General features: G+C 67.7%; 20 protein-coding genes. 10 read left to right on the forward strand and 10 right to left on the reverse strand.

What is annotated here, in order from left to right; translation table 11 throughout:
- Positions 1–16: 16 nt before the first annotated feature.
- The 5 genes from KB201_RS17820 (at position 17) to KB201_RS17840 (ending at position 7330) form a co-directional block, all read left to right on the forward strand.
- On the forward strand, positions 17–1174 hold the full coding sequence (locus tag KB201_RS17820; RefSeq protein ID WP_078112634.1) for an acetyl-CoA C-acetyltransferase: 1158 nt from the start codon (positions 17–19) through the stop codon (positions 1172–1174).
- Positions 1175–1366: 192 nt separating this feature from the next.
- The gene (locus tag KB201_RS17825) at positions 1367–2896 is read left to right on the forward strand and encodes an aldehyde dehydrogenase family protein (protein ID WP_068971976.1); all 1530 of its coding nucleotides are present in this window, start codon (positions 1367–1369) and stop codon (positions 2894–2896) included.
- Positions 2897–2983: 87 nt separating this feature from the next.
- Positions 2984–3631, forward strand: a complete 648-nt coding sequence (locus KB201_RS17830) for a TetR/AcrR family transcriptional regulator (RefSeq protein WP_058249973.1) — start codon at positions 2984–2986, stop codon at positions 3629–3631.
- A gap of 61 nt (positions 3632–3692) precedes the next feature.
- Positions 3693–5597 carry an ABC transporter ATP-binding protein gene (locus KB201_RS17835; protein WP_211540023.1) on the forward strand — a complete coding sequence of 635 codons (1905 nt, stop codon included), beginning with the start codon at positions 3693–3695 and terminating at the stop codon, positions 5595–5597.
- Complete coding sequence (locus KB201_RS17840; protein WP_078112631.1) at positions 5594–7330, forward strand: ABC transporter ATP-binding protein; 1737 nt, start codon at positions 5594–5596, stop codon at positions 7328–7330. The genes KB201_RS17835 and KB201_RS17840 overlap by 4 nt, the downstream gene beginning before the upstream one ends.
- Before the next feature lie 232 nt (positions 7331–7562).
- On the opposite strand, the gene KB201_RS17845 is transcribed toward KB201_RS17840, so the two are convergent.
- From KB201_RS17845 to echA20, 5 genes are all read right to left on the reverse strand, one after another.
- Positions 7563–8354: an ABC transporter ATP-binding protein gene (locus tag KB201_RS17845; RefSeq protein WP_211540025.1), complete on the reverse strand. Its 792-nt coding sequence runs from the start codon at positions 8352–8354 to the stop codon at positions 7563–7565.
- 213 nt (positions 8355–8567) lie between these two features.
- Positions 8568–9680 carry a nitronate monooxygenase family protein gene (locus tag KB201_RS17850; RefSeq protein ID WP_058253933.1) on the reverse strand — a complete coding sequence of 371 codons (1113 nt, stop codon included), beginning with the start codon at positions 9678–9680 and terminating at the stop codon, positions 8568–8570.
- Entirely contained in the window at positions 9677–10468 is a 792-nt protein-coding gene (locus KB201_RS17855) for a CoA-transferase subunit beta (RefSeq protein WP_211540027.1), read from the reverse strand. The genes KB201_RS17850 and KB201_RS17855 overlap by 4 nt, the downstream gene beginning before the upstream one ends.
- Positions 10465–11358 (reverse strand): CoA transferase subunit A, encoded by an 894-nt coding sequence (locus KB201_RS17860; RefSeq protein WP_058253935.1) that lies wholly within the window; start codon positions 11356–11358, stop codon positions 10465–10467. Before KB201_RS17860 ends, KB201_RS17855 begins: the two co-directional genes overlap by 4 nt.
- Position 11359: 1 nt before the next feature.
- Positions 11360–12145 carry a (7aS)-7a-methyl-1,5-dioxo-2,3,5,6,7,7a-hexahydro-1H-indene-carboxyl-CoA hydrolase gene (gene echA20 / locus KB201_RS17865; RefSeq protein WP_058253931.1) on the reverse strand — a complete coding sequence of 262 codons (786 nt, stop codon included), beginning with the start codon at positions 12143–12145 and terminating at the stop codon, positions 11360–11362.
- A gap of 91 nt (positions 12146–12236) precedes the next feature.
- Between echA20 and KB201_RS17870 the strand changes: the two genes are divergently transcribed.
- From KB201_RS17870 to KB201_RS17880, 3 genes are read left to right on the forward strand one after another with little or no spacing between them, the layout of a single operon-like run.
- The gene (locus KB201_RS17870) at positions 12237–13025 is read left to right on the forward strand and encodes an SDR family oxidoreductase (RefSeq protein ID WP_058253930.1); all 789 of its coding nucleotides are present in this window, start codon (positions 12237–12239) and stop codon (positions 13023–13025) included.
- A gap of 51 nt (positions 13026–13076) precedes the next feature.
- Complete coding sequence (locus KB201_RS17875) at positions 13077–13973, forward strand: SDR family oxidoreductase (protein ID WP_159371414.1); 897 nt, start codon at positions 13077–13079, stop codon at positions 13971–13973.
- Complete coding sequence (locus KB201_RS17880) at positions 13970–14350, forward strand: nuclear transport factor 2 family protein (protein WP_058253928.1); 381 nt, start codon at positions 13970–13972, stop codon at positions 14348–14350. The genes KB201_RS17875 and KB201_RS17880 overlap by 4 nt, the downstream gene beginning before the upstream one ends.
- 74 nt (positions 14351–14424) lie before the next feature.
- Here the strand turns inward: KB201_RS17880 and KB201_RS17885 are convergent, their stop codons facing one another.
- Positions 14425–15081: a GNAT family N-acetyltransferase gene (locus KB201_RS17885; protein ID WP_058253927.1), complete on the reverse strand. Its 657-nt coding sequence runs from the start codon at positions 15079–15081 to the stop codon at positions 14425–14427.
- A 156-nt stretch (positions 15082–15237) separates the two neighbouring features.
- Between KB201_RS17885 and fadD8 the strand changes: the two genes are divergently transcribed.
- Entirely contained in the window at positions 15238–16884 is a 1647-nt protein-coding gene (gene fadD8 / locus KB201_RS17890) for a fatty-acid--CoA ligase FadD8 (protein ID WP_058253926.1), read from the forward strand.
- A gap of 483 nt (positions 16885–17367) precedes the next feature.
- Here the strand turns inward: fadD8 and KB201_RS17895 are convergent, their stop codons facing one another.
- Together KB201_RS17895 and KB201_RS17900 are read right to left on the reverse strand one after the other, a co-directional pair.
- On the reverse strand, positions 17368–18486 hold the full coding sequence (locus tag KB201_RS17895) for a DUF5685 family protein (protein ID WP_211540029.1): 1119 nt from the start codon (positions 18484–18486) through the stop codon (positions 17368–17370).
- A gap of 76 nt (positions 18487–18562) precedes the next feature.
- Positions 18563–19522, reverse strand: a complete 960-nt coding sequence (locus tag KB201_RS17900; RefSeq protein ID WP_211540050.1) for a YafY family protein — start codon at positions 19520–19522, stop codon at positions 18563–18565.
- A 94-nt stretch (positions 19523–19616) separates the two neighbouring features.
- On the opposite strand from KB201_RS17900, the gene KB201_RS17905 reads away from it, so the two are divergent.
- Positions 19617–20240: a TIGR03086 family metal-binding protein gene (locus KB201_RS17905; protein WP_211540031.1), complete on the forward strand. Its 624-nt coding sequence runs from the start codon at positions 19617–19619 to the stop codon at positions 20238–20240.
- 298 nt (positions 20241–20538) lie between these two features.
- On the opposite strand, the gene KB201_RS17910 is transcribed toward KB201_RS17905, so the two are convergent.
- Positions 20539–21030: a nitroreductase family deazaflavin-dependent oxidoreductase gene (locus tag KB201_RS17910; RefSeq protein WP_058253570.1), complete on the reverse strand. Its 492-nt coding sequence runs from the start codon at positions 21028–21030 to the stop codon at positions 20539–20541.
- Entirely contained in the window at positions 21030–22193 is a 1164-nt protein-coding gene (locus KB201_RS17915) for a steroid 3-ketoacyl-CoA thiolase (protein WP_058253569.1), read from the reverse strand. Before KB201_RS17915 ends, KB201_RS17910 begins: the two co-directional genes overlap by 1 nt.
- Between the last annotated feature and the right edge of the window lie 238 nt (positions 22194–22431).

The following is a 22431-nucleotide window of genomic DNA, read 5'->3' on the forward strand; positions in this document are numbered from 1 at the left end:
TCAAGGAGCACCGACCATGACCACACCCCAGGCCTACATCGTCGACGCCGTCCGCACCCCGGTCGGCAAGCGCAACGGCTCGCTCGCCAAGACCCACCCCGCCGATCTCGGCGCCCACATCATCTCCGCACTCGTCGAGCGCACCGGCATCGACCCCGCGGCCGTCGACGACGTGGTGTTCGGCTGCCTCGACGCCATCGGTGGCCAGGCGGGCAACGTCGCCCGGACCGCCTGGCTCGCAGCCGGTCTCCCGCTCGAGGTGCCCGGCACCACCGTCGACCGGCAGTGCGGGTCCAGCCAGCAGGCCATCCACTTCGCAGCGCAGGGCATCATGAGCGGAACCCAGGACATCGTCGTCGCCGGCGGCCTGCAGAACATGAGCGCCATCCCGATCTCGCAGGCGATGATCTCGGGCAAGGAGTTCGGATTCACCACGCCCACCGCTGAATCCGCCGGCTGGCAGGAACGTTTCGGCGACGCGCAGATCTCGCAGTTCCTCGGCGCCGACATGATGGCGAAGAAGTGGGACATCAGTCGCGAGGACATGGAGCGCTGGGCGCTGCAGTCGCACGAGCGGGCCCGGGCCGCGATCGCCGACGGCAAGTTCGACAACGAGAACGTCGCCCTCGGTGACTGCGTCGTCGACGAATGCCCGCGCGAGACCTCGATGGAGAAGATGGCCGGCCTGCAGGTCCTCGCCGATGGTTCCCGGCTCACCGCGGCCGTCGCCTCGCAGATCGCCGACGGGTCGTCGGCGACCCTCGTCGTCTCCGAACGCGCGCTGAAGGAACACAATCTGACACCGCGAGCCCGCATCCACCACCTGTCCGTGCGCGGCGACGACCCCGTGATGATGCTCTCCGCGCCGATCCCGGCCACCAAGTACGCCCTCGACAAGACCGGCATGTCCATCGACGACATCGACGTCGTCGAGATCAACGAGGCGTTCGCGCCGGTCGTGCTCGCGTGGCTCAAGGAGACCGGCGCGGACCCGGCGAAGGTCAACCCCAACGGTGGCGCCATCGCACTCGGTCACCCCCTCGGCGCCACCGGCGCCAAGCTGTTCGCGACCCTCCTCAACGAACTCGAGCGCACCGGCGGCCGCTACGGACTCCAGACGATGTGCGAGGGCGGCGGGACCGCCAACGTCACGATCATCGAGCGGCTCGGCTGAGAGTCACCACCTCTGCTGCCTGAGGGCCACAGTTCGCCCCTCGACGTTCCCCTCTCGAGGCCGTACCATTCTGACAACAGGCGTGCCCACATACGGGTGTGATCTGGCGCATACTATTGTGTGGCACACGCGGACCATTTCGTTCCAACCGCCGCACGTCAGGTGCAGCACGACCTAGCTGAGGGGATCTCGATGACCAAGCCTGCTGAGCACACCAGCACCGGCGCCACCGGCGCGACGCGTGGCGTCTCGTCGGAAGCGCATAGTTTGACCGAACTGGTCGAGATCCAGCGCGCGGCGTTCCTGCGCGACGGGATCCCCGACGCCGACACGCGCATCGACCGCATCACGCGGCTTGCAGCCCTGCTCCTCGACAACGCCGACGAGATCGCCGCCGCGCTGGCCGAGGACTTCGGTGCCCGCCCGCGCGAGCTCTCGCTCGCCGCCGATGTGGCCGGCTGCATGATCGACCTCGCCCACCAGCGTCGCGGGGTCAAGGAGTGGATGGCCGAGTCGAAGGTCGCGAAGGTGCAGGGCCTGCTCGGGTACAAGCAGAGCATCCGCCACGACCCGCTGGGCGTCGTCGGCATCATGGGGCCGTGGAACTTCCCGCTGCAGCTGACGGTCGTGCCCGCGGGTTCGGCGTTCGCCGCCGGTAACCGGGTCATCATGCGACCGTCGTCGGTGACCGCGAAGACCACCGACGTGATCGCCAAGCACGCACCGAACTACTTCTCGATCGAGGAGTTGGCGATCGCCACCTCCAAGCACGGCTCCGGATCGGACTTCGCCAAGCTCAAGGTCGACCACATGTTCTTCACCGGCTCGCCCGGCGTGGGCGCCTCGGTGGCCCAGGAGGCCGCGAAGAACCTGATCCCGGTCACCCTCGAACTCGGTGGCAAGAACCCGGCCGTCGTCGACGTCGACGCCGACATCGACAAGGCCGCGACGATGCTCGCCGACGCCCGCATGGTCAACGGCGGCCAGGTGTGCCTGTGCCCGGACTACGTCTTCGTTCCCGAGGCCAAGCTCGGTGAGTTCACCGACAAGGTCGTCGCGCGGTGGACCGAGAACTTCCCGACGATCATCGACAACGAGCAGTTCACGTCGACGATCAACCAGAAGAACTACGAGCGGATCCTCGGGCTCATCGACGACGCCGAGCAGCTCGGCGCCACGAAGCGTCAGGTGATCCCCGGCGGCGAACCGCTGCCGGACGCCGAACGCCGCAAGATCCCGCCGACGCTGCTCACCGGTGTCAAGGCGGGTATGAAGATCGAGGAGGACGAGGTCTTCGGTCCGGTGCTGACCGTGTACCCCTACCGCGACCTGTCCGAGGTCATCAGCCAGATCGGCTCGCACCCGCATCCGCTGACCATGTACTGGTGCGGCGATCAGAACGAGCGGTTCCAGAAGCTGGCCGACAACACCCGCAGTGGTTCGATCAACGGCAACGACTTCGCCATCCACCTGTTCAGTGGCGAACTGCCGTTCGCCGGCGTCGGTAACAGCGGAATGGGCGGGTATCACGGCCGCACCGGTTTCGAGACCTTCAGCCATGCTCGGGCCGTCGCGTTCTCGACGCTGCCGGTCAGCGTTGCCGAGATGATGTCGCCACCGTTCCTGCCCAAGGACACCAGGCTGACCAACAACCAGCTGAAGCTGTGGAAGTTCTTCAACAACCGCGCCATGAAGAAGGTGCGCAAGCGCCTCGGCGCATAACATCGGTGCTCTTGGCCGGGATCGTCGTCCGACGGTCCCGGCCAAGCGCTTGCTAGGGTGAGCGCAGACTCTTCCAGGAGGATGCGCTTGTCACCACGAGGTCAGACCAGGATCGACGCGAACGGACGGACCGCTGCGAGCACCGCCGACGCGCCGACTCGTTCGTCGCGCCGGGACGAGTTGTTGGCGACCGCCGGGCGCATGTTCGCCGAGCAGGGACTGCGCTCGACGACTGTCCGGGACATCGCCGACGCGGCCGGAATCCTCTCTGGGAGTCTGTATCACCATTTCGACTCGAAGGAGTCGATGGTCGACGAGATCCTGCGGGGTTTTCTCGACGACCTGTTCGCTCGCTACCGGCAGATCGCGGCGTCGAGCAAGTCGGCGACCGAGACCCTGCGGGGCCTCGTCATCGCGTCGTTCGAGTCCATCGATGCCGAACGCAACGCGGTGGCGATCTACCAGGACGAGGCAAAGCGTCTTTCCGGCCAGGAACGTTTCGCCTACATCTCCGAACTGAACGTCGAATTCCGGCAGCTGTGGCAGTCGGTGCTGCAGCGCGGCGTAGAAAACGGGGAATTCCGGGCCGATCTCGACGTCGAACTCGTCTACCGCTTCATGCGCGACACCGTGTGGGTCGCCGTGCGGTGGTATCGGCCCGGGGGCTCGATGACGGTCGACTCGATCGCCGATCAGTACCTGTCGGTGGTCCTCGACGGCATCCTGCCGCGCTGACCACGCGCGTCGAAGTTAGGGTAGCTTTCCTTTCCCAGCGTCTGGCCGTTATTGTGCGCGTATGACAATTGGCGGAACCGATGTGGCCGCGCCGGCACCAGTCTCCGACGTCGACGTCGAACCCGACGATCCGAAAGCCGCGCGCGCTCAGGCCAGATCCGAGTCCAGGGCGAAAGCCGCTGCCCTCGCCGACGTCCTGGCCCCGGTGAAGAAGCGCACGATGCTCGCCCAGTTCGTCCAGATCTTCGCCTCCGCCGCCACGGTGGTGCCGTTCATCGGGATCGTCGAACTCGGGCGCATCCTGCTCGAACCGGGGCCGGTCGATTCCGGGCGCGTCTGGCTGGTCGTGTGGCTGGTGGTCGGTGGGCTCGGCGCTCGCGCCGCCTTCAGCTTCCTCGCGCTCGCGATCACCCACTTCGCCGATCTCGATCTCCAGGCGCAACTCCGAATCCGCATCGCGGACAAGCTGGGTCGGCTGCCGCTGGGGTGGTTCAGCCGGACCAGCTCGGGTGCGGTCCGCAAGTCGGTGCAGAACGATGTCGCCGACCTGCACTATCTCGTCGCGCACGCGACCGTCGAGGCCACGGCCGCGATGCTGTCGCCGATCTTCGCGCTGATCTACTGCTTCTACCTGGACTGGCGCCTGGGGCTGCTCGCGATCGCGACGGTGCCGCTGTACGCGCTGACGTACTCCTACATGGCTCGTGACCTGACGACCGAGATGGAGAAGATGGACAAGGGCGTCGCGCGGATCAGTGCCACCATCGTCGAGTTCATCTCGGGCGTCGCCGTCGTGAAGACCTTCGGACAGACCGGCAAGGCGCACCGGCGGTTCGTCGATGCCGCCGACGAGTTCAACGACGACTTCGCCGGCTACATGGGGCCGATGCTCCGCGTACAGGCGGTCACCACCGTCCTGATCAGCGCGCCGCTGATCCTGCTGGTCAACCTCGGAGTCGGGTACTGGCTCGTGGACCGGGGTTGGGTCCAGCCGGTCGAGCTCGTCGGGTCGACGCTGATCGCGATGGTGTTGCCGACCGCGCTGCTCACGGTCTCAACCGCGGTCCACACCCGTCAGCAGGCCTCGGCCGCCGCCCTGCGTATCGCCTCGCTGCTCGCCGAACCAGAGCTGACGGTTCCGGAGAACCCCCAGGTGCCCGCCGGGCACGATGTGCGGATCGAGAACGTGCACTTCACCTATCCGCCGCGCCTCGGGGTCCCGTCCGGGGTGAAGGCGCTCGACGGGGTCAGTGTCGAACTGGCCGAGGGAACCGTGACCGCTCTCGTCGGGCCGTCGGGAAGCGGCAAGTCGACGCTTGCGACGCTGCTGCCTCGCTTCGGCGATCCCGACTCCGGTGCGGTGCGCATCGGTGGGGTCGACGTCCGCGACATCGCGCCCACCGAGCTCTATCGCCACGTCGGGTTCGTGCTCCAGGACGTGCAATTGCTGACGATGTCGGCGCGCGACAACATCCGGCTCGGCCGTCCGGACGCGAGTGACGAGCAGGTCTACGACGCCGCCCGCGCCGCCCAGATCCACGACCGCATCCTGGAGCTGCCGGACGGTTACGACACCGTGGTCGGCGACGGGGCGCACTTCTCCGGCGGTGAGGCGCAACGTGTCTCGATCGCGCGGGCCCTGCTCGCCGACACCCCGATCCTCGTCCTCGACGAGGCCACCGCCTTCGCCGACCCGGAGTCGGAGGCGCAGATCCAGCAGGCCATCGGCGCGTTGATGGTCGGGCGCACGGTGCTCGTCATCGCGCACCGTCTGGGCTCGATCACGCACGCGGACAACATCGTCGTCCTGGATCGGGGTCGGGTCGTCGAACAGGGTCGGCAGGACGAACTGGTCGCCCGCGGCGGGTTGTACGCGTCGATGTGGGCCTCCTACGAGGCCGGGACCACCAGGCAGGACGAGGAGATCGCGCGGGGCGCGGTCACGAGCAACGAGGTGGCACGATGATCCGCGGTTTCTACACGATCCTGGGTTCCGAACGTGCCCGGATGGTCGTCTTCCTGACCTGGGTGGTCGTCTACGGCGTCGCGCAGGGGCTGGCAATGCTCACCCTGGTCCCGATCGTCGAACACCTGCTGACCGGTGACCTCTCCGCCGCCGCGATGTGGTTGTGGCCGTTGGCCGTTCTGGTCGTCATCTGTGCGGTCAGTGCCTACGTGCAGTCGCTCAAGGGCATGACGATGGCGCTCTACGCGATGCGCATGCTGCACCACCGTCTCGGCGATCACATGGTCACGCTGCCGCTCGGCTGGTTCACCCGCGACCGCGTCGGTGACGTCTCCCAGATCGCGGTCAAGGGAACGATGTTCGTGGGCAGCACCGGGGCGCACTACATCACGCCGGTCGTCGTCAACATGGTGAGCTCCGTCGTGGTCGTCATCGGTATCTGCTTCTTCGACTGGCGCATCGGCCTTCTGATGGTCGCCGGGACGCTGCTGCTGATGTACGTCGGCAAGCTGTCGAGTTCGTTCCTCGCGAAGTCCGAGGGCCGTAAGCGTGCCGAGGCCGTCAAGGTCAACAACCGGGTCCTGGAGTTCGCCCGCTGCCAGGCGGTGCTGCGGGCCTTCGGCGACTCGGACTCCGCGCACAAGCCGCTCGCCGACGCACTCGGACAGCAAGCACGCGTGGGCAAGTCGATGCTCTGGCGCTCGATCCTCGGCATCCTGCTGAACGGATTGTCGGTGCAGGTCGTCTTCAGCGCCGTGCTCGCGCTCGGCGCGGGGCTGGCCGTGGCGGGCCACATCGAGCCGGCCCTGCTTATCGCCGTCTTCGGCCTCGCCGCACGCTTCTTCGGCCCGATCGGCGAACTCGCCGAATTGGGTTCGACGCTGCGCATGTCCACCGACGAGATCAACCGCATCACCGGGGTGCTCGACACCGACCGGATGCCCACCCCCGATCAGCCGACGCCGATCACCGAACCGGGTGCTGTCGAACTCGACGGTGTCGCTTTCGGGTACGAGACCGGAGCGCAGGTCCTGCGAGATGTGTCCCTGCGAGCCCGCCCCGGCACGATGACGGCACTCGTCGGCCCGTCGGGGTCGGGTAAGTCGACGATCTTCCGGTTGATCGCCCGGTTCTACGACGTCGACGGCGGCGTCGTGAAGGTCGGCGGCGTCGACGTGCGGGAGCAGGAGACCGGTGCACTCATGGGCCAGTTGTCCCAGGTGTTCCAGGACGTCTACCTCTTCGACGACACCCTGTGGGAGAACATCAAACTCGGACGGCCAGATGCGACCGACGACGAGATCCGAGCAGCCGCCGAGACCGCGGGGGTCACCTCGATCGTCGACCGGCTGCCCGATGGCTGGCAGACCGTCGTCGGTGAGGGCGGTTCGGCCCTGTCCGGCGGTGAGCGGCAACGAGTCTCGATCGCACGCGCCCTGCTGAAGGACGCGCCGATCGTGCTGTTCGACGAGGCGACCAGCGCTCTCGATCCCGAGAACGAGTCCCACGTCGCGGAATCCATCCGCCGGCTCGCCGACCGCAGCACGGTGCTGGTCATCGCGCACAAGCTGTCCACCGTGATCGCCGCCGACCAGATCGTCGTGCTCGACGATCAGGGCGGCGTCGACGACATCGGCACCCACGACGAACTGCTCACCCGCGGTGGGCGATACACCGAGTTCTGGAACCAGCGGACCGCAGCCGCCGGCTGGACGCTGACGCCGTCGGCGTAGCTGCCGTCGCTCCTTCTGATCCGAAGGGCGACGTAACCACTGCTCTCTGAGCCGGAAGAACAACATAACCCCTGCTCCCTGAGGTGCGAGGAGCGATAGCCGCCGGGCCGAGCAAGCGACGAAGGAGCGCGTCGAGGTCGACGAGCCTCGAAGGGTCCTGGCGATACGAGGTTACGAACCCTTCGTGACGCGCGCAAGCTCGCTTCTCAGGGAGCAGCGAATAGGGCCGTCGTCACGCTGTGACCCCCCGCGCCGACCACCGCCCTTCCTGGTGGGCGATCTCGATCGGGTGGTCGAAGCACTCGGTCACCAGGGCTGTGGTGAGAATGTCGTGAACCGGCCCGGCGGCGAGGATACGGCCGCCGGTCACCAGCACGGCATGCGTGGTCGTCTCGGGTAGTTCCTCGAGGTGATGGGTGACGAGCACCGTCGCGAGATCGGGATGTGTACGGTGTAGCCGGTCGACGGTCTGCAGAAGACGCTCGCGGGCAGCCACATCGAGGCCGGTCGACGGTTCGTCGAGCAGCAGGAGTCGAGGATCGGAGAGCAGCGCGCGGGCGATCAGGGTCCGGCCACGTTCGCCCTGCGACAGGTTCGTCCACGGCGCCGACGCGAGCGCGCCCAGGCCGAGCATCTCGATCAGTTCGTCGGCGCGGGCCAGTGTCTCCGGTGCGGGTTCCCGGTGGTCCATCAGCTCGGTCGTGCCCGTCGCACCGGTCAGCACCACCTCGCGGATCGACAGCGGCGACCGCAGCGGATGCCGCGGATTGACGTGGCCGATGGACTCGCGCAGCTTCCGGGTCTCGACGCGCCCCAGTTGGTGTCCGAGGACATGGACGGTCCCGCGCGTCGGATGCTGTTCCGCGCCGCACAGGCTCAGGATCGTCGACTTGCCGGCGCCGTTCGGGCCGATGAGCGCCCACCGCTCGCCGGCACGGATGGTGAGGTCGATGTCCGAGAGGATCGCGCGGGACTGCCGCACGAAGTCGACCGAATTCAGGCGCAGGACTTCCGGGGTCGTCACGGTCCGAACGTACCGGACCCTTCGTGACGGCCCTCCCTGCGCTGCCTGAGGTGCGAGGAGCGTTAGCGACGAGCCTCGAAGGCTCCGGGCCTCCTCAGGGGGCGGGGGGTGACGGCCCCTCGCAAGCTCTGGGCCTCCTCAGGGAGCACCTTCTGCTGCCTGAGGTGCGAGGAGCGTTAGCGACGAGCCTCGAAGGCCCGGCGGCCGCGGCCCCTAGCCCAACGACCCGAGAGCCTTCAGCCGTTCGTGTGCCTGCGTCATGATTGACTGGATCAACTCGTCACAGCTGGGCAGGTCGTCTATCATGCCGACGACCTGGCCGGAGGCGAGCACGCCGGCGCGGGTGTCACCTTCGACGAGGCCGGCCTTGAGCAGCATGGGGGTGTTGCCCGCCATGATGACCTGCTGCCACGTGCGTTCGCCCGACTTCTTCATCGTGCGCCCGTCTTTGAGCATCGTCGTCCAGCGCATGCCGGTCATCTGCTTGAACTCGTTGGCATTGCGGGCCGCGGCGACGAGGGCCCGGGCCGGGCTCCCGCTCTCGAGCGCCTCCACCAGCGGGGTACGCAACACGCGGTGCGGCATGCCGTCGACCTTGACCGAGACAACGGTGTCGCCGAGACCGCGGGCGAGGTACTCCTGCTTGACGGAGTCGGGCACGGCACTGTCCGACGTCAGCAGGAACCGGGTGCCCATGGCCACGCCCTGAGCCCCGTAGGCGAGTGCGGCGGCGAGCCCACGGCCGTCGAAGAACCCGCCCGCGGCGACCACCGGCATGTCGATACCTTTGGCGGACAGCGCATCCAGCACCGACGGCAGCAGCAGGGTGGTGGCGACCGGTCCGGTGTGACCACCGCCCTCGCCGCCCTGGACGATCACTGCGTCGGCACCCCACGAGGCGACCTTGACGGCATGTTTGGCCGCACCGATCGACGGGATCACGACGATGCCGTTGTCCTTGAGCTTCGCGATCAGTTCGGGTTTCGGGGCCAGCGCGAAGGAGGCGACCTTGACGCCCTCTCGGATCAACAGGTCGATGCGTTCGGGGGCATCGGTCGCGTCGGCACGCATGTTCACACCGAATGGCTTGTCCGTCAACGATTTCGTCTTCGCGATGGCCGCCTCGAGTTCCGCGAACGTCATCGTGGCCGACGCCAGGATGCCCAGCCCGCCGGCGTTCGAGGTTGCCGAGGTCAGCGACGGTCCGGACACCCATCCCATGCCGGTCTGGACGATCGGGTACTCAATGCCGACGAGCTCGGTGAACGACGTCGACAGTCCGGCGGCGCGCGCGGGACTCGGTTGTGCGCTGGTGGGACTGCTCATCGGACTTCCTTGTTGCGGATGCCCTTCGGGTCGAGGACGTCCCGGATCAGACCGAGCTCCTCTGCCGTCGGCCGGCGCGTTTCGGGTGCGTCGGCAAGGCCTTCGACCTCGAAGCCGGTGTTCTCGGCGACCTCGTCGGCGCCGACCCCGGGATGCAGGGACAGGGCCCGCATGGTGTGGCCTGGTCCGCCGAAGTCGAAGACGCCGAGGTTGGTGACCACGCGATGGATGTTCAGGTCGTCGAAGGCCGGGTTCTCCGGATCAACCTTGTCGAAACCGACGCCCGACACGATGTCGACGGACTCGCCGAAGACGCGCGCGGTGTGGCGGGCCACCCAGTAGCTGGTGGGGTGGTTGATGGTGTTGCCGGGCGCGCCACGCACACCGAACATCTGACGAGTGGGGTGCTGCAACGGACCGAACGCCGACAGGTTCTGATTGCCGTGCCGGTCGATCTGGTTGGCGCCCATGACGACATGGCGCCGACCCGATGCCACGACGTCGAACACCTTGCGGAACGGCATCCACCCCTCGATCGGCCCGGTCTTCCCGATCGGCGGGGTGTCGGCGAGGATCAGCGCCTCGCCGTCGGTGATCAGCAGGTCGGGTTCGGTGGTGAGACGCGCGAGCCGGGCGCCGAGCAGGGGAGTGGGCGCCATCGGCGAGGCCATGATCTCGCCGGCGCCGGCGAAGATGTCGGCGCAGGAGATCACGCAGTACTCGGCGCGGGTGGGTTCATCCGTACCGGACGATTCACCGGGCGTGGTCGCGGTTTCGGCGGTGCTCACTGTCCGGTCTCCTTCTGCTCGTCCTGCCAGGCGGTCACTTCTCGCTGGTAGGTTTGTTCGTCGACCTGGAGGAATCGGCGCGAGAACGCGTCCCAGGTCTCGGGCTCCTTCGCCGACGCCACATAGAACTGCTGGAACTTCTCGTCCCGGCCGTACTCCCCGGCAAACGTGAAGTGAGCGCCGTTGGGCGCGTGGACGACGCGGTCGACGGCCATTCGGTTCAGCAGAAGACGTTGGTGTGGGACGGTTTTGACGAGTACCTCGGTGGAGACGATCTGATCGGCCTCGAGATAGCGACGTTCGGCGGCCGCGCAGTAGAGGTCGTCGAAGTACGGGTCGACCCCGGTGTATGCGGCATTGCCGTGGGCATCGGCCAGATCCAGGTGCACGAAGGCGGCGTCGAGCTTCAGCGCCGGCATGGCCACCAGCGTCTGCGTCCGGCCGTCGGCGTCGGGATAGGGCGAGGTGACGGTCTTCAGCTCACCCTCCCAGAAGTTGAGGACGTCGGAGCCGAGGCCGGCACGAATGGGCAGGAACGGCACGCGTGCGGCGGCTGCTTCGAGGCCGCATTTCACCATGCCCTCGTCCATCTCGCGTACCTCGATCTCGCCGTTGGTGCGCGCCTTGGCGAACCACGGATCGTAGAACGGAGCCGAGTCGAGCGAGACGAAGCCGTAGTACGCGCGGCGCACCTTCCCTGCCGCGCAGAGCAATCCGAGGTCGGGGCCACCGTAGGTCACCACGGTGAGGTCCTTGACTTCGGAGCGGGCGAGCGCACGGACCAACGCCATCGGCTTGCGGCGCGAACCCCATCCGCCGATGCCGATGGTCATGCCGTCGCGTAGCTCGGCGATGACGTCGTCGAAAGTGCTTGTCTTGTCGGTGGGCATGTCAGGCACGTCCTCCATCCGAGGCGGAATTCGCGGCAAGTGGTTTGCCGGTCGACACGAACGCGTCGCGGTGCTCATCGGCGACGCCGGCCAGGTTCAACTCGAAGGTGTACCCCTGCTCGAGGCGGTAACTCGCCTTGACGTCGACGGGGTCGATGTTGTTGATCGCCTCCTTGGCTGCGCGGATCACGCGAGTGTCCTTGGCGGCGATGGCCTCTGCGACCTCGAGTGCCGCGTCGAGCAGTTCCTCGCGGGGCACGACCCGGTAGACCGAACCGAAGTGCTCGAGTTGCTGGGCGGTGACGTTCTTGGCGGTGAAGTAGAGGGTGCGCATCATGTGTTGTGGCACGAGCCGCGCGAGATGGGTTGCGGCGCCGAGTGCTCCGCGGTCCACCTCGGGTAGTCCGAAGACGGCGTCGTCGGAGGCCACGATGACGTCGGCATTGCCGACGAGGCCGATGCCGCCGCCCACGCAGAACCCGTTGACGGCGACGACGACGGGGACGGCGCAGTCGTAGACGGCACTGAAGGCGGCGGCGCATCCGCGGTTGGCGCCGATCAGGGCGTCGAAGCCGTCGGTCGCCTGCATCTCCTTGATGTCGACGCCCGCGTTGAAGCCCCGACCTTCTGCGCGGAGCACCACCACGTGGGTGGAGGGGTCCCGGCCGGCGGCGGTGATGGCGTCGCCGAGTTCGAACCATGCGGCCGATGGCAGCGCGTTGACCGGCGGATAGTCGACGGTGACGGTCACGATCCCGGTATCGGAACGTGTCGTGGTGATCGGCACGCGGGCTCCTCTCATGGGGCGGTCCGGACAGTCCGAGGGGACTGCGGAAGCGCACCAAGCAAGTGCTTGGTTGTTTGGTAGGGTAGCACCCATGCAGACGCAGTCACAGGTCGAGCTGGGCCTGGTCGGGAAGGTCATCCTGGTCACGGGCGGGGCGCGCGGGGTGGGTGCCGGGATCACCCGCGTCCTGGGTTCGCTCGGCGCCCGTCCGGTGATCTGTGGTCGCAACGCCGACAATCTCGCCGACGACCTCCGCGATCTCGATTTCGTGTCCTGCGATGTCCGCGACGCGGATGCGGTCGTGGCGATGATGGACGACATCATCGGGCGGGCCGGACGCATCGACGGTGTCGTGAACAATGCCGGCGGCTCCCCGTTCGCGCTGGCCGCCGACGCGTCGGTCCGGTTCGCGAGCAAGATCGTCGACCTCAATCTGCTCGCCCCGCTCGCCGTGGCCCGCGCGGCCAACGCGGTGATGCAGACGCAGCCGGATGGCGGTGGCATCGTGAACATCTCGAGCGTGAGCGGCCACCGGCCGTCACCCGGCACCTCGGCCTACGGTGCGGCGAAGGCCGGACTCGACAACCTGATGAGCTCGCTCGCCGTCGAGTGGGCGCCGCGGGTGCGGGTGAACTCGGTCGTGGCCGGCCCGGTCGTCACCGAACAGTCCCACCTGCACTACGGCGACGACGCCGGTGTGGCAGCCGTCGGCGAGACCATCCCGATGGGGCGGATGGCCACGCCCGCCGATGTCGGCAACGCGGTCGCCTTTCTCTTGTCACCGCTTGCCGGCTACATCACCGGGTCGACGCTGACCGTCCACGGCGGTGGCGAGAAGCCGGCATTCCTCGACGCCGCCACGGCCGGTAACGCAGTCTGAGACCCGGTGTGCGGTTCGGGGCCGCAGACACTTCGGAAAGGAAGAACATCAGTGACCAGCAAGTTGAATGAGGGTCGTGTCGTCATCGTGACCGGTGCCGGCCAGGGCATCGGACGCGCCCACGCCCTCGCGTTCGCCGCCGACGGCGCGAAGGTCGTCGTCAACGACTACGCCGAGGACCCCGCGAGTGAGGTCGTCGACGAAATCGTCGCCGCCGGCGGGCAGGCAGTCGCGTCGGTGGGCGACGTCGCGGACTGGGATTCGGGTGCGGCCATGGTCGAGACCGCACTCTCCGCGTTCGGACGCCTCGACGTACTGGTCAACAACGCGGGTTTCGTGCGTGACCGGATGCTGGTCTCGCTGTCGGAGGACGAGTGGGATGCGGTCGTCCGCGTACATCTCAAAGGGCACTTCGTCGGTCTGCGGCACGCAGCCGCGTACTGGCGTGCCCAGGCGAAGGCCGGCGACGTTCCGCAGGCGCGCATCATCAACACGAGTTCCGGTGCGGGACTGTACGGTTCGGTGGGGCAGGGCAACTACGTAGCGGCGAAGGCCGGCATCGCGGCTCTGACGATCCAGGCGGCCGCGGAACTGGGGTCGTATGGTGTGACCGTGAACGCGATCGCTCCGGCCGCCCGTACCCAGATGACCATGGGTGCCGGTGAGGCGATGGCCGCTCAGATGGCGGCGCCCGCCGACGGTTCCTTCGACACGATGAATCCGGCGAACGTCTCGCCCCTCGTGGTCTGGCTGGGTTCGCCCGCGGCGGGCTCGGTGACCGGCCGGGTGTTCGAAGTCGAGGGCGGCAAGATCTCGATCACCGATGGATGGCAGCGAAGCATCGAGCGGGACAAGGGCTCTCGGTGGGAGGCCGGCGAGCTCGGCCCGGTGATCGAGGAGATCCTGGCCAAGGCGCCGGTACCGATGCCGGTGTACGGCGCGCGATGACCTCGCCCCGAGATCCCTCGGCCGAGCGGATCGCCGCGGCGCGCGCTTATGTGGACGCCTTGGTGAGTCACGATCCGTCCGCGGTCGTCCTGCACCCGGACTGCACCCGCGTGGAGTTCGGTGTGCGGACCGGGCGCGACGGCGACCACATCGCCCGCAGCCTCGCGCGTGGCCCGCAATTCCGCCTCATCCACCGGATCTCGGACTTCACCGCCACGGTGGACGGGCACAGCGTCACCACGCGCTACATCGTCCACGTCCGACCCAAGACCCTTCGCCTGGGTGCCACCGTGTCCGAGACCTTCGTGGTCGACGAGGACAACCGGATCCGCGCGATCGTCGCCCACTTCGGCCTCCCGCGGCCCCAACGGGCCTGACCGTCCGGCACGCCACCAACAGACGAACCCACCACCCCGAACGGGCGGTGGGTTCGTCGACTGTAGGTGGACCGTCAGGCGCTGGGCGCGCGGACGACCATCGGCACGCCGGGGAAGTACGCCGCCATCTCCGAACGGGACTTGCGTAGCGCTGCGGTGCCGTACCCCGACTTGCGGAACTGCGGGTGGATCCAGATGCGCAGGTCGATCTCGCCGTCCTTCAGTTCGCCGAACACGAAGCCGACCTTCGACTCGCCTTCGACGGCGACCAGCCAGACGGCTTCCTCGGCGTCGACCCGGGCGGTGGCGGCATCGATCTCGGCCGCGACATCGCCGGCGGGAGCGCCCGAACCGTCGCCGGCGGTGCCGATCTCGTTGGTGCGCGCCGAGAACAGTTCGGCGTCGGCGGACGGGTCGAACGGACGGAGATCAAGGGTGTCCCCACTGCTGGCCGGACGTTCGGCGAGCGTGAAGGTGAGGGCGCTGTTGAGGTCGTCGAGTTCGGCCTGGTTCTTGCGGCGGTCGTCCTTGGTGAGCTGGTCGAGCTTCATGTCGAGGATGGCCTCGGCGCCGAGCTTGGATTTGCCGAGCAGGTCGACGATCGCGGTGACGGCCTCGTCGTGATTCTCGGCGTCGACGATGGCATCGAGGACCTCGTGGCGGCGCTCGAGGGCGGTCAGCAGGGCGTCGGCGATGTCACGCCGGGTGGTGGCGAGGTCGAGATCAGTCATGGTTCGATCCTAGGTCACCACCCCTCGCCGGTGGCGGACTTCAGATTCGCGGAAGGCGCATCCGCAAGGGAATGTTAGAACACGTTCTCGTGACTCATAGTGCGGTTTTGGTGGAGATTCTTCCCTAGAGCTGTAACACGTCCTAGTCTGGTGGTCATGACGAACGAGGGTACGACGACAGCACCGGCCGACTTCGATCACCTGCGCGGGGGCACGCACATGGGCGACCTGATGGTCGCGGCGCTGCGGCGGCACGCCGACCGCACCGTACTGTCGCTCGGCGACACGGAGATGACCGGCGGTGAGATGGCCGCGTCGATCAGTCGGTACATCCAGGCGTTCGAGGGGTTGGGGGCTGGTACGGGAACCGCGGTCGGCCTGCTCGCGCTGAATCGGCCCGAGGTGCTGTTCGTGATCGGCGCCGGCCAGACGCAGGGATGGCGCCGCACCGCACTGCATCCCCTGGGGTCACTCGACGACCACGCGTACGTGCTCTCCGACGCCGGCGTGTCGACTCTCATCATCGACCCGGTGCCCATGTTCGTCGAGCGGGCCGCGGCGCTGCTCGAACGGGTTCCCGGTCTCAAGCAGGTGCTGACGCTCGGGCCGGTGCCGGAGCAACTCGCCGCCCACGCGCGGGACGTGATCGCCGAAGCCGACAACTTCGAGCCGAAGCCCCTTGTCGCCGCGCATCTCTCACCCGACCACGTCGTCTCCATCACCTACACCGGCGGGACCACCGGCAAGCCGAAGGGCGTCATCGGGACGGCCCGCGCGATGTCGACGATGACGCAGATCCAGCTCGCCGAATGGGAATGGCCCGAACACCCGCGGTTCCTGCTCTGCACGCCCCTCTCGCACGCCGGCGCCGCCTTCTTCGTCCCCACCCTCATGAAGGGCGGGTCGATGGTGGTCCTGTCCAAATTCGACCCGGCCGAGGTGCTCCGCACGATCGAGGAGCAGAAGATCACGGCGACGATGCTGGTGCCCTCGATGCTGTACGCACTGATGGATCATCCGGACTCCAAGACGCGCGATCTGTCCTCGCTGGAGACCGTGTATTACGGTGCGTCGCCGATCAATCCGGTCCGGCTGGCCGAGGCCATCGAACGCTTCGGTCCGATCTTCGCGCAGTACTACGGCCAGTCCGAGGCGCCGATGGTCATCAGTTACCTGGCGAAGGGTGACCATCCGGGTCCCGGTGAGGACCAGCGTCGGCTGAGCAGCTGCGGACGGCCGTCGGCCTTCCTGCGTACCGCCCTGCTCGGGCCCGACGACAAGCCCGTCCCGCAGGGCGAACCCGGCGAGATCTGCGTCGCGGGACCACTTCTCGCCGGCGGGTACCTGGGCCTCCCCGAACAGACCGCGGACACCTTCCGCGACGGCTGGCTGCGCACCGGCGACGTGGCCCGCGAGGACGAGGACGGATTCTGGTTCATCGTCGACCGCACCAAGGACATGATCGTCACCGGTGGCTTCAATGTGTTCCCGCGCGAGGTCGAGGACGTCGTCGCCGAACACCCGGCAGTGGGTCAGGTCGGCGTGATCGGTGTCCCGGACGACAAGTGGGGCGAGGCGGTCACCGCGATCGTGGTGCTGCGCAACGATGCCGACGCCGACGACGCGGCGAAGGACCGGATCACCGCCGAGATCCAGCAGTCCGTGAAAGACCGCAAGGGTGCGGTGCAGTCACCCAAGCGGGTGATCTTCGCCGATGCCCTGCCACTGACCGCGCTCGGCAAGCCGGACAAGAAGGCGCTGCGGTCCCAGTACTGGGCCGACTCCGACCGCGGCGTCGGCTAGATCCCCTCTGCTCCCTGATCCGGAAGAACAACATAGCCATTGCTCCCTAGTCCGAAAGAAACGACCTGCCCCCTGCTCCCTGAGGAGCGCCCGGAGCTTGCGGAGGGCGCGTCACGAAGGGTCTTCGCAACCGGCTCACCAGGACCCTTCGTGACGGCCTCCGCAAGCTCCGGCCTCCTCAGGGAGCGGAGGTTCTTTTCGTTGTCCACGACGGCCGCCTGGCCGCAGATACTGAGGTGTGAGGAGCGTTAGCCGCCGGGCCGAGCAAGCGACGAAGGAGCGCATCGAGGTCGACGAGCCACGAAGGGCCTGGTGAGACAGGTTGCGGAGCCCTTCGTGGCTCGCTTCGCTCGCACCTCAGGGAGCACAGGGGGAGCGCATTGCTCGCACCTCAGGGAGCGCACAGGGGGAGCGCATTGCTCGCGCCTCAGGGGGCACAGGGGGAGCGCATTGCTCGCTCCTCAACTGACCCGCCCGGGCGGGTCACAGGTCGCAGCAGTCGCAACAATCGCAGCAGTCGCAGTCGTCGCAGACCGCGTCCCTGTACTTGTCGGTGAAGTGATTCCAGTGGTCGACGCAGCAGGCCTTGCCGAAGCACGAGACACCGATGAACGGCAGAATCCGTTCGTGGAACGATCGATTCGGTTTGAAGGGTGGCGGGTACGGCCACTCGGTCGGATAGCCGAACGGCCGGTGCGGCGGCCACTGGGTGCGCGAGTCGGCGACCACCGAAGGGGCCTCCGCGTGCGGGTGCATGCGCTTGTGGATCGCGTGGCGCAGTCCGTCGAGCAACACCACCCGTAAGAGTCGGTCGTCGACGAGTTCGAGGTCGGCGTAGCGGGCCCGGATCGCGGAGGCGAGTCGCCGGCACTGCTCGAGCGCGGTCTCCGGCGACGTTCCGGTGGACCGGAGTGGGTTGTACCGTCCCTGCTCGGCGTCGGAATCATAGTCGTCGACCGCGTCCAAGAGGTGCGCTATCCGGCCGAAATCGGCACCGATGTCGGAGAGCGCGGCCTCATTGCGGGGTGCGTCGGCGAGTATCGCCGACGCGGAGAAGACCTGTGCCGCAGCCACTGCCGACGCCTGGGTGAGGTCGTCGAGGACGACGCTCGTCGACTCGATCTCGGCTTGACGCGAGAGCGTCGTCATCATGCCGTCCACATCGAGACGTCGGGCGACCTCGGTGTCGGCCGCGGCATTCCGGCGCAGGTGGCTCCCGGCATAGTCGGCGAGCTTCGCGCGTACCGGCCGACGGGGCGCCAGCGCGTGTCGCTGCTCGTTGCCGACGTCGGCCGCCTTCGCTGCGGCGAGGGTGAGGGAGGCGGTCGCGGCGAGGCGGACACCCGGTTCGTCGGCGGACACGACTGTCGCCGTGCGCATTCCGCGTAGGGGACACCGACCGGCCTCGGTGGAGGCGCACTCCGCCGCCGACTGGGCCGCGGTGAGGATTGAGACCATCACCGCATCGGTGTTGACCGTCAACCTGCTCGACTGGCCGTGGTTGTTGCGTAGCGACAGACAGACCCCGCACAGGTGGGAGCGCCACTGGTCCATCAGGTCGTCGTCGAGTGCATGCCGACATGGAGTGAGAACCCCGAACATTCGAGAATCACACCACAGGCGGGGGGACCTCGCCAGGGGATTCATTCGTTCGGTGCAGGCGGCCCGATGTGCTCGCCTAGTCGCCGCCGACAACGCGGGCGCGGGCTACGAGCGTGGTTCGGAGCCATTCCGGCTCGCAGACCACGAAGTCGTGGACGAACATCGACGCCCACAACGCGCGCGTGGCGTGGCGACGGTCGGCGAACCGGAGTCCGAGCCGGCATCGTCCTTCTGGTGGCCGGTCGAGATATGTTGCGGCGGCGATCGACTCGATCTGCTCGGCATCGTCGACCGAGCAGTCGATCACCACGTCGACGGGTTCGAAGGAGCGTCGGAACGCGTCACGATGCCGCTCCCAGATCTCGCCGAGGTCGACGTCCTCGGACCGGTGCGCCGGTTCGTCGAGGACGTCCACGTCGCTCATCCGGGAGACGCGGTACATGCGTTCCGCCGAGCCGGCGCCGTCGTGCGACGTGCTGCCGCGCGACGAGGTGGCGACGAGGTACCAGGTCTCGCCCGCCACGATGAGTCCGATCGGGTCGAGGACGTGCTCGCGCGGGGTGTGCGCACCCCGGCTGCGGTAGCTCACACGGATCCGTCGGCCCTCGAACACGGCGAGTTGTATGGCCTGGAGGCCGTCGAGGATCTCCGGGGTTCTGACGAAACCCTCCGGACGGACCAGAATCCGCTGCGCGGCGCGCACGGCATGACTCCGATGCGCCTCGGGCAGGGCGGCGGTCACCTTGCGCATGGCGCTGGTGAACGCGGGGGAGTCGACCCGTCCGGTACCGGCGAGCAACGACGTGGCCTCGTCGACGGTCAGTCCGGTGAGATCGGTGCGATACCCCGGTAACAACGCGAAGCCGCCGTGTCGGCCGCGCTCGGCGTAGACCGGCACGCCGGACAGCGACAGCGCGTCGATGTCGCGGAGCACGGTTCGTTCGGAGACCCCGAGCTCGGCGGCCAATACGGCGGCGGTCACCCGCTCGTGCTTCTTCAGCACCATCAGCAGGGCGATGAGACGTTCGGCGCGCACGATCATGATTCTCTCCCGAATACATGACAGGAGATGTCATGTATCGCGGATTCACTGGTGGCAGACCGACCAACCACCAGGAGAGGACATCATCATGACCGCAACCACACCAGAGGCCGTTCCCGCCCCAGCCGCACCCGTCGACCCCCGTCCCGCATTCCGAGTGGCAACTGGTTGGGTCACCGCACTGCTGACCGGGATCGCCGACGATCAGCTGGATGCGCCCACTCCCTGCGAGGACTTCGACGTCCGGACACTCTCGGCGCACGTCGTGGCGACCGCCGAGCGTGCCCGGGCACTCGCCGACGGACTCGACGTCCGAACGATGCGGACGATCGCCGAGCAGCACGACGCTGCCACCTACTCCGCACTGGTCGAGGCCGCCCTGGAGGGATGGTCCGATGATGCGTCGCTGACCCGCATGGTCCAGGTGCCGTGGGGTGAGGTACCCGGCGCGGGCGCGCTCTGGGGTTATGTCAGCGAGACGCTCGTGCACGGCTGGGACCTCGCCGTTGCCACCGGGCAACCCGCGGAAGCAGATCCCGCGACGGCCGAGGCGACGCTCGCGGTCGCGCAGCAGTTCATCCCGGCCGAGATCCGCACCGACTCCAACGTGCCGTTCGGCGTCGTCGTCGAACCCCGCCCCGGCGCCGGACCCACTGAGCGACTGGCCAACTGGACCGGCCGGGACCCCGCGGGCTGGTCCCCGGCTTCGTGATCCGAAAGAAGCGAACCCCGTGGCTCCCTGAGCTTGCGGAGGTCGCGTCACGAAGGGTCTGGCGACCGAGGTTGCGAGCGTGACGGCCCCCTGCTCCCTGAGGTGCGAGCGAAGCGAGCCACGAAGGGTCTGGTGAGATGCCCTGCCGCCCTTCGTGGCTCGTCGCTATCGCTCCTCACACCTCAGGGAGCGGAGGATCTTGCGCTCCTCACACCTCAGGGAGCGGAGGATCTTGCGCTCCTCGCACCTCAGGGAGCGGAGGATGTTGCACCTCGGGAGAGCAGAAGGTGTTGAGCGATCAGCGGGCCGGCTCGCAGATGACCACCGGGATCGTTCGTTCCGTCCAGGCGGCGTAGGTGTCGTAGTCGGCGTAGGTGTCGACGAGATCGGGCCAGAGCTCGGCGCGCTCGGCATCGGTGGCGGTGCGCGCCACGAGGTCGTGCTTCTCCTTGCCGATCTGGATGGTGACCTGCGGGTTGTCCCGGAGATTGAGGTACCAGGCGGGGTTCTTCGCCGAGCCGCCCTGGGAGGCGACCACGACGAAGGAGTCCCCGCGCCGCAGGTAGATAAGCGGCGCGGTGCGCGGCTGTCCCGACTTGCGCCCGATGGTGGTCAGCAAGCACACCGGCGCGGGCTTGCGCAGACCCGCACCGACCCGCCAGGTGCCCCCGACACGACCACCGGTGGCCTTGTACAGCGCGGTGTTCGCCTTCGACCCCAGTTTGATGATCTTGCTGACGATCGGCGAATCCAGTTGCGCGGGCTTGTTGTTCGGGTCGAGTGCGGGCATCAGATGCGCTCGATGATGGTGCCGGTGGCCATGGCGCCGCCGGCGCACATCGTGACCAGCGCGGTCTGACCGTCCCGACGCTCCAGTTCGTGCAGCGCGGTGGTGATCAGGCGAGAGCCGGTGCTGCCCACGGGGTGTCCCAGGGCGATGGCACCGCCGTTCACGTTGACCTTGTCCAGGTCGGCGCCGTGGACCTGGGCCCAGCTGAGTACCACGGACGCGAACGCCTCGTTGATCTCGACGATGTCGATGTCGGACAACGACATTCCCGACTTGGCCAGGACGCGCTCGGTCGCCTGGACCGGACCGTCGAGGTGGAAGGACGGCTCCGCGCCGACGAGCGCCTGCGCCTTGATGCGTGCGCGCGGTGTCAGGCCCAGCTCGCGTGCCCGGGACTCGTCCATGATGAGCACGGCGGCCGCGCCGTCGGAGATCTGTGACGACGTTCCAGCGGTGTGGATACCGCCCTCGAGAACGGGTTTGAGCGCGGACAGGGATTCGAGCGTGGTGTCGCGCAGACCCTGGTCACGGCTGACGTCGAGGATGTACCCGGTCAGTTCGCCTTCTTTGGTGCGCTCGGGCGCCTTGAGGCTCAGGACCTCGCGGTCGAATCGACCCTCGTCCCATGCCTTACGGGCGTTGCGTTGACTGCGCTCGCCGAGCGCGTCGACGTCGGCGCGCGTGATACCGCGGCGTTTGGCGATCCGTTCGGCGGCCTCGAACTGGTTCGGCATGTCGACGTCCCACGAATCCGCGTGATACGGACCGGCATTGGTGCCGACGTTCGCGCCGAGCGGGACGACCGACATCGTCTCCACTCCGCAGGCGACGCCGATGTCGATCGCGTCGGAGGCGATGAGCCCGGCGATCAGATGGTTGGCCTGCTGCGCCGAACCGCACTGCGCGTCGATGGTGGTGGCTCCGGTCGCCTCCGGCAGACCCGCGGACAGCCAGGCCTTGCGCGTGATGTTGCCGGCCTGGGCGCCTGCCTGGGTCACGCAGCCGCCGATCGCCTGCTCGACGAGGGCGGGGTCGAGGCCCGCTTTCTCGAGGAGGCCGCGTTGGGTGATGCCGAGCAACTCCTCGGCGTGCAGGCCCGAGAGCCAACCGTTGCGCTTGCCGATCGGCGTGCGCGCCGCTTCTACGATGACGGGAACGCCCATCGCCACTCCTTCGTTCGTACCGGTGAACCCGGATGTCCACGGATGAGGCCCGACGGTCCGTCGAGGCCGCTGTGATCACGCTAGAACACGTTCTATGTTTGCGTCTACGCTGGGGTGGATGACGCGGGCAGGGCGGCCCACTCGACGGGTGTTCGACGCCATGCGTCGACGCTGCACGGCGACGAACGCGAATGAATCTGTGAGGGAAGATCGCAGGTCGGATACCGGGTCGGGAACA

The organism is Gordonia sp. SCSIO 19800 (assembly GCF_018132775.1).
In the GTDB taxonomy this organism is placed as follows: Bacteria; Actinomycetota; Actinomycetes; order Mycobacteriales; family Mycobacteriaceae; genus Gordonia; species Gordonia hongkongensis.

Excerpts from the sequence above, each read along its gene's own strand:
- KB201_RS17820 (WP_078112634.1), top strand. The coding sequence starts at position 17 with ATGACCACACCCCAGGCCTACATCGTCGACGCCGTCCGCACCCCGGTC.
- KB201_RS17825 (WP_068971976.1), top strand. The coding sequence starts at position 1,367 with ATGACCAAGCCTGCTGAGCACACCAGCACCGGCGCCACCGGCGCGACG.
- KB201_RS17835 (WP_211540023.1), top strand. The coding sequence starts at position 3,693 with ATGACAATTGGCGGAACCGATGTGGCCGCGCCGGCACCAGTCTCCGAC.
- KB201_RS17840 (WP_078112631.1), top strand. The coding sequence starts at position 5,594 with ATGATCCGCGGTTTCTACACGATCCTGGGTTCCGAACGTGCCCGGATG.
- KB201_RS17850 (WP_058253933.1), bottom strand. The coding sequence starts at position 9,680 with ATGAGCAGTCCCACCAGCGCACAACCGAGTCCCGCGCGCGCCGCCGGA.
- KB201_RS17860 (WP_058253935.1), bottom strand. The coding sequence starts at position 11,358 with ATGCCCACCGACAAGACAAGCACTTTCGACGACGTCATCGCCGAGCTA.
- KB201_RS17870 (WP_058253930.1), top strand. The coding sequence starts at position 12,237 with ATGCAGACGCAGTCACAGGTCGAGCTGGGCCTGGTCGGGAAGGTCATC.
- KB201_RS17880 (WP_058253928.1), top strand. The coding sequence starts at position 13,970 with ATGACCTCGCCCCGAGATCCCTCGGCCGAGCGGATCGCCGCGGCGCGC.
- KB201_RS17885 (WP_058253927.1), bottom strand. The coding sequence starts at position 15,081 with ATGACTGATCTCGACCTCGCCACCACCCGGCGTGACATCGCCGACGCC.
- fadD8 (WP_058253926.1), top strand. The coding sequence starts at position 15,238 with ATGACGAACGAGGGTACGACGACAGCACCGGCCGACTTCGATCACCTG.
- KB201_RS17895 (WP_211540029.1), bottom strand. The coding sequence starts at position 18,486 with ATGTTCGGGGTTCTCACTCCATGTCGGCATGCACTCGACGACGACCTG.
- KB201_RS17905 (WP_211540031.1), top strand. The coding sequence starts at position 19,617 with ATGACCGCAACCACACCAGAGGCCGTTCCCGCCCCAGCCGCACCCGTC.
- KB201_RS17910 (WP_058253570.1), bottom strand. The coding sequence starts at position 21,030 with ATGCCCGCACTCGACCCGAACAACAAGCCCGCGCAACTGGATTCGCCG.
- KB201_RS17915 (WP_058253569.1), bottom strand. The coding sequence starts at position 22,193 with ATGGGCGTTCCCGTCATCGTAGAAGCGGCGCGCACGCCGATCGGCAAG.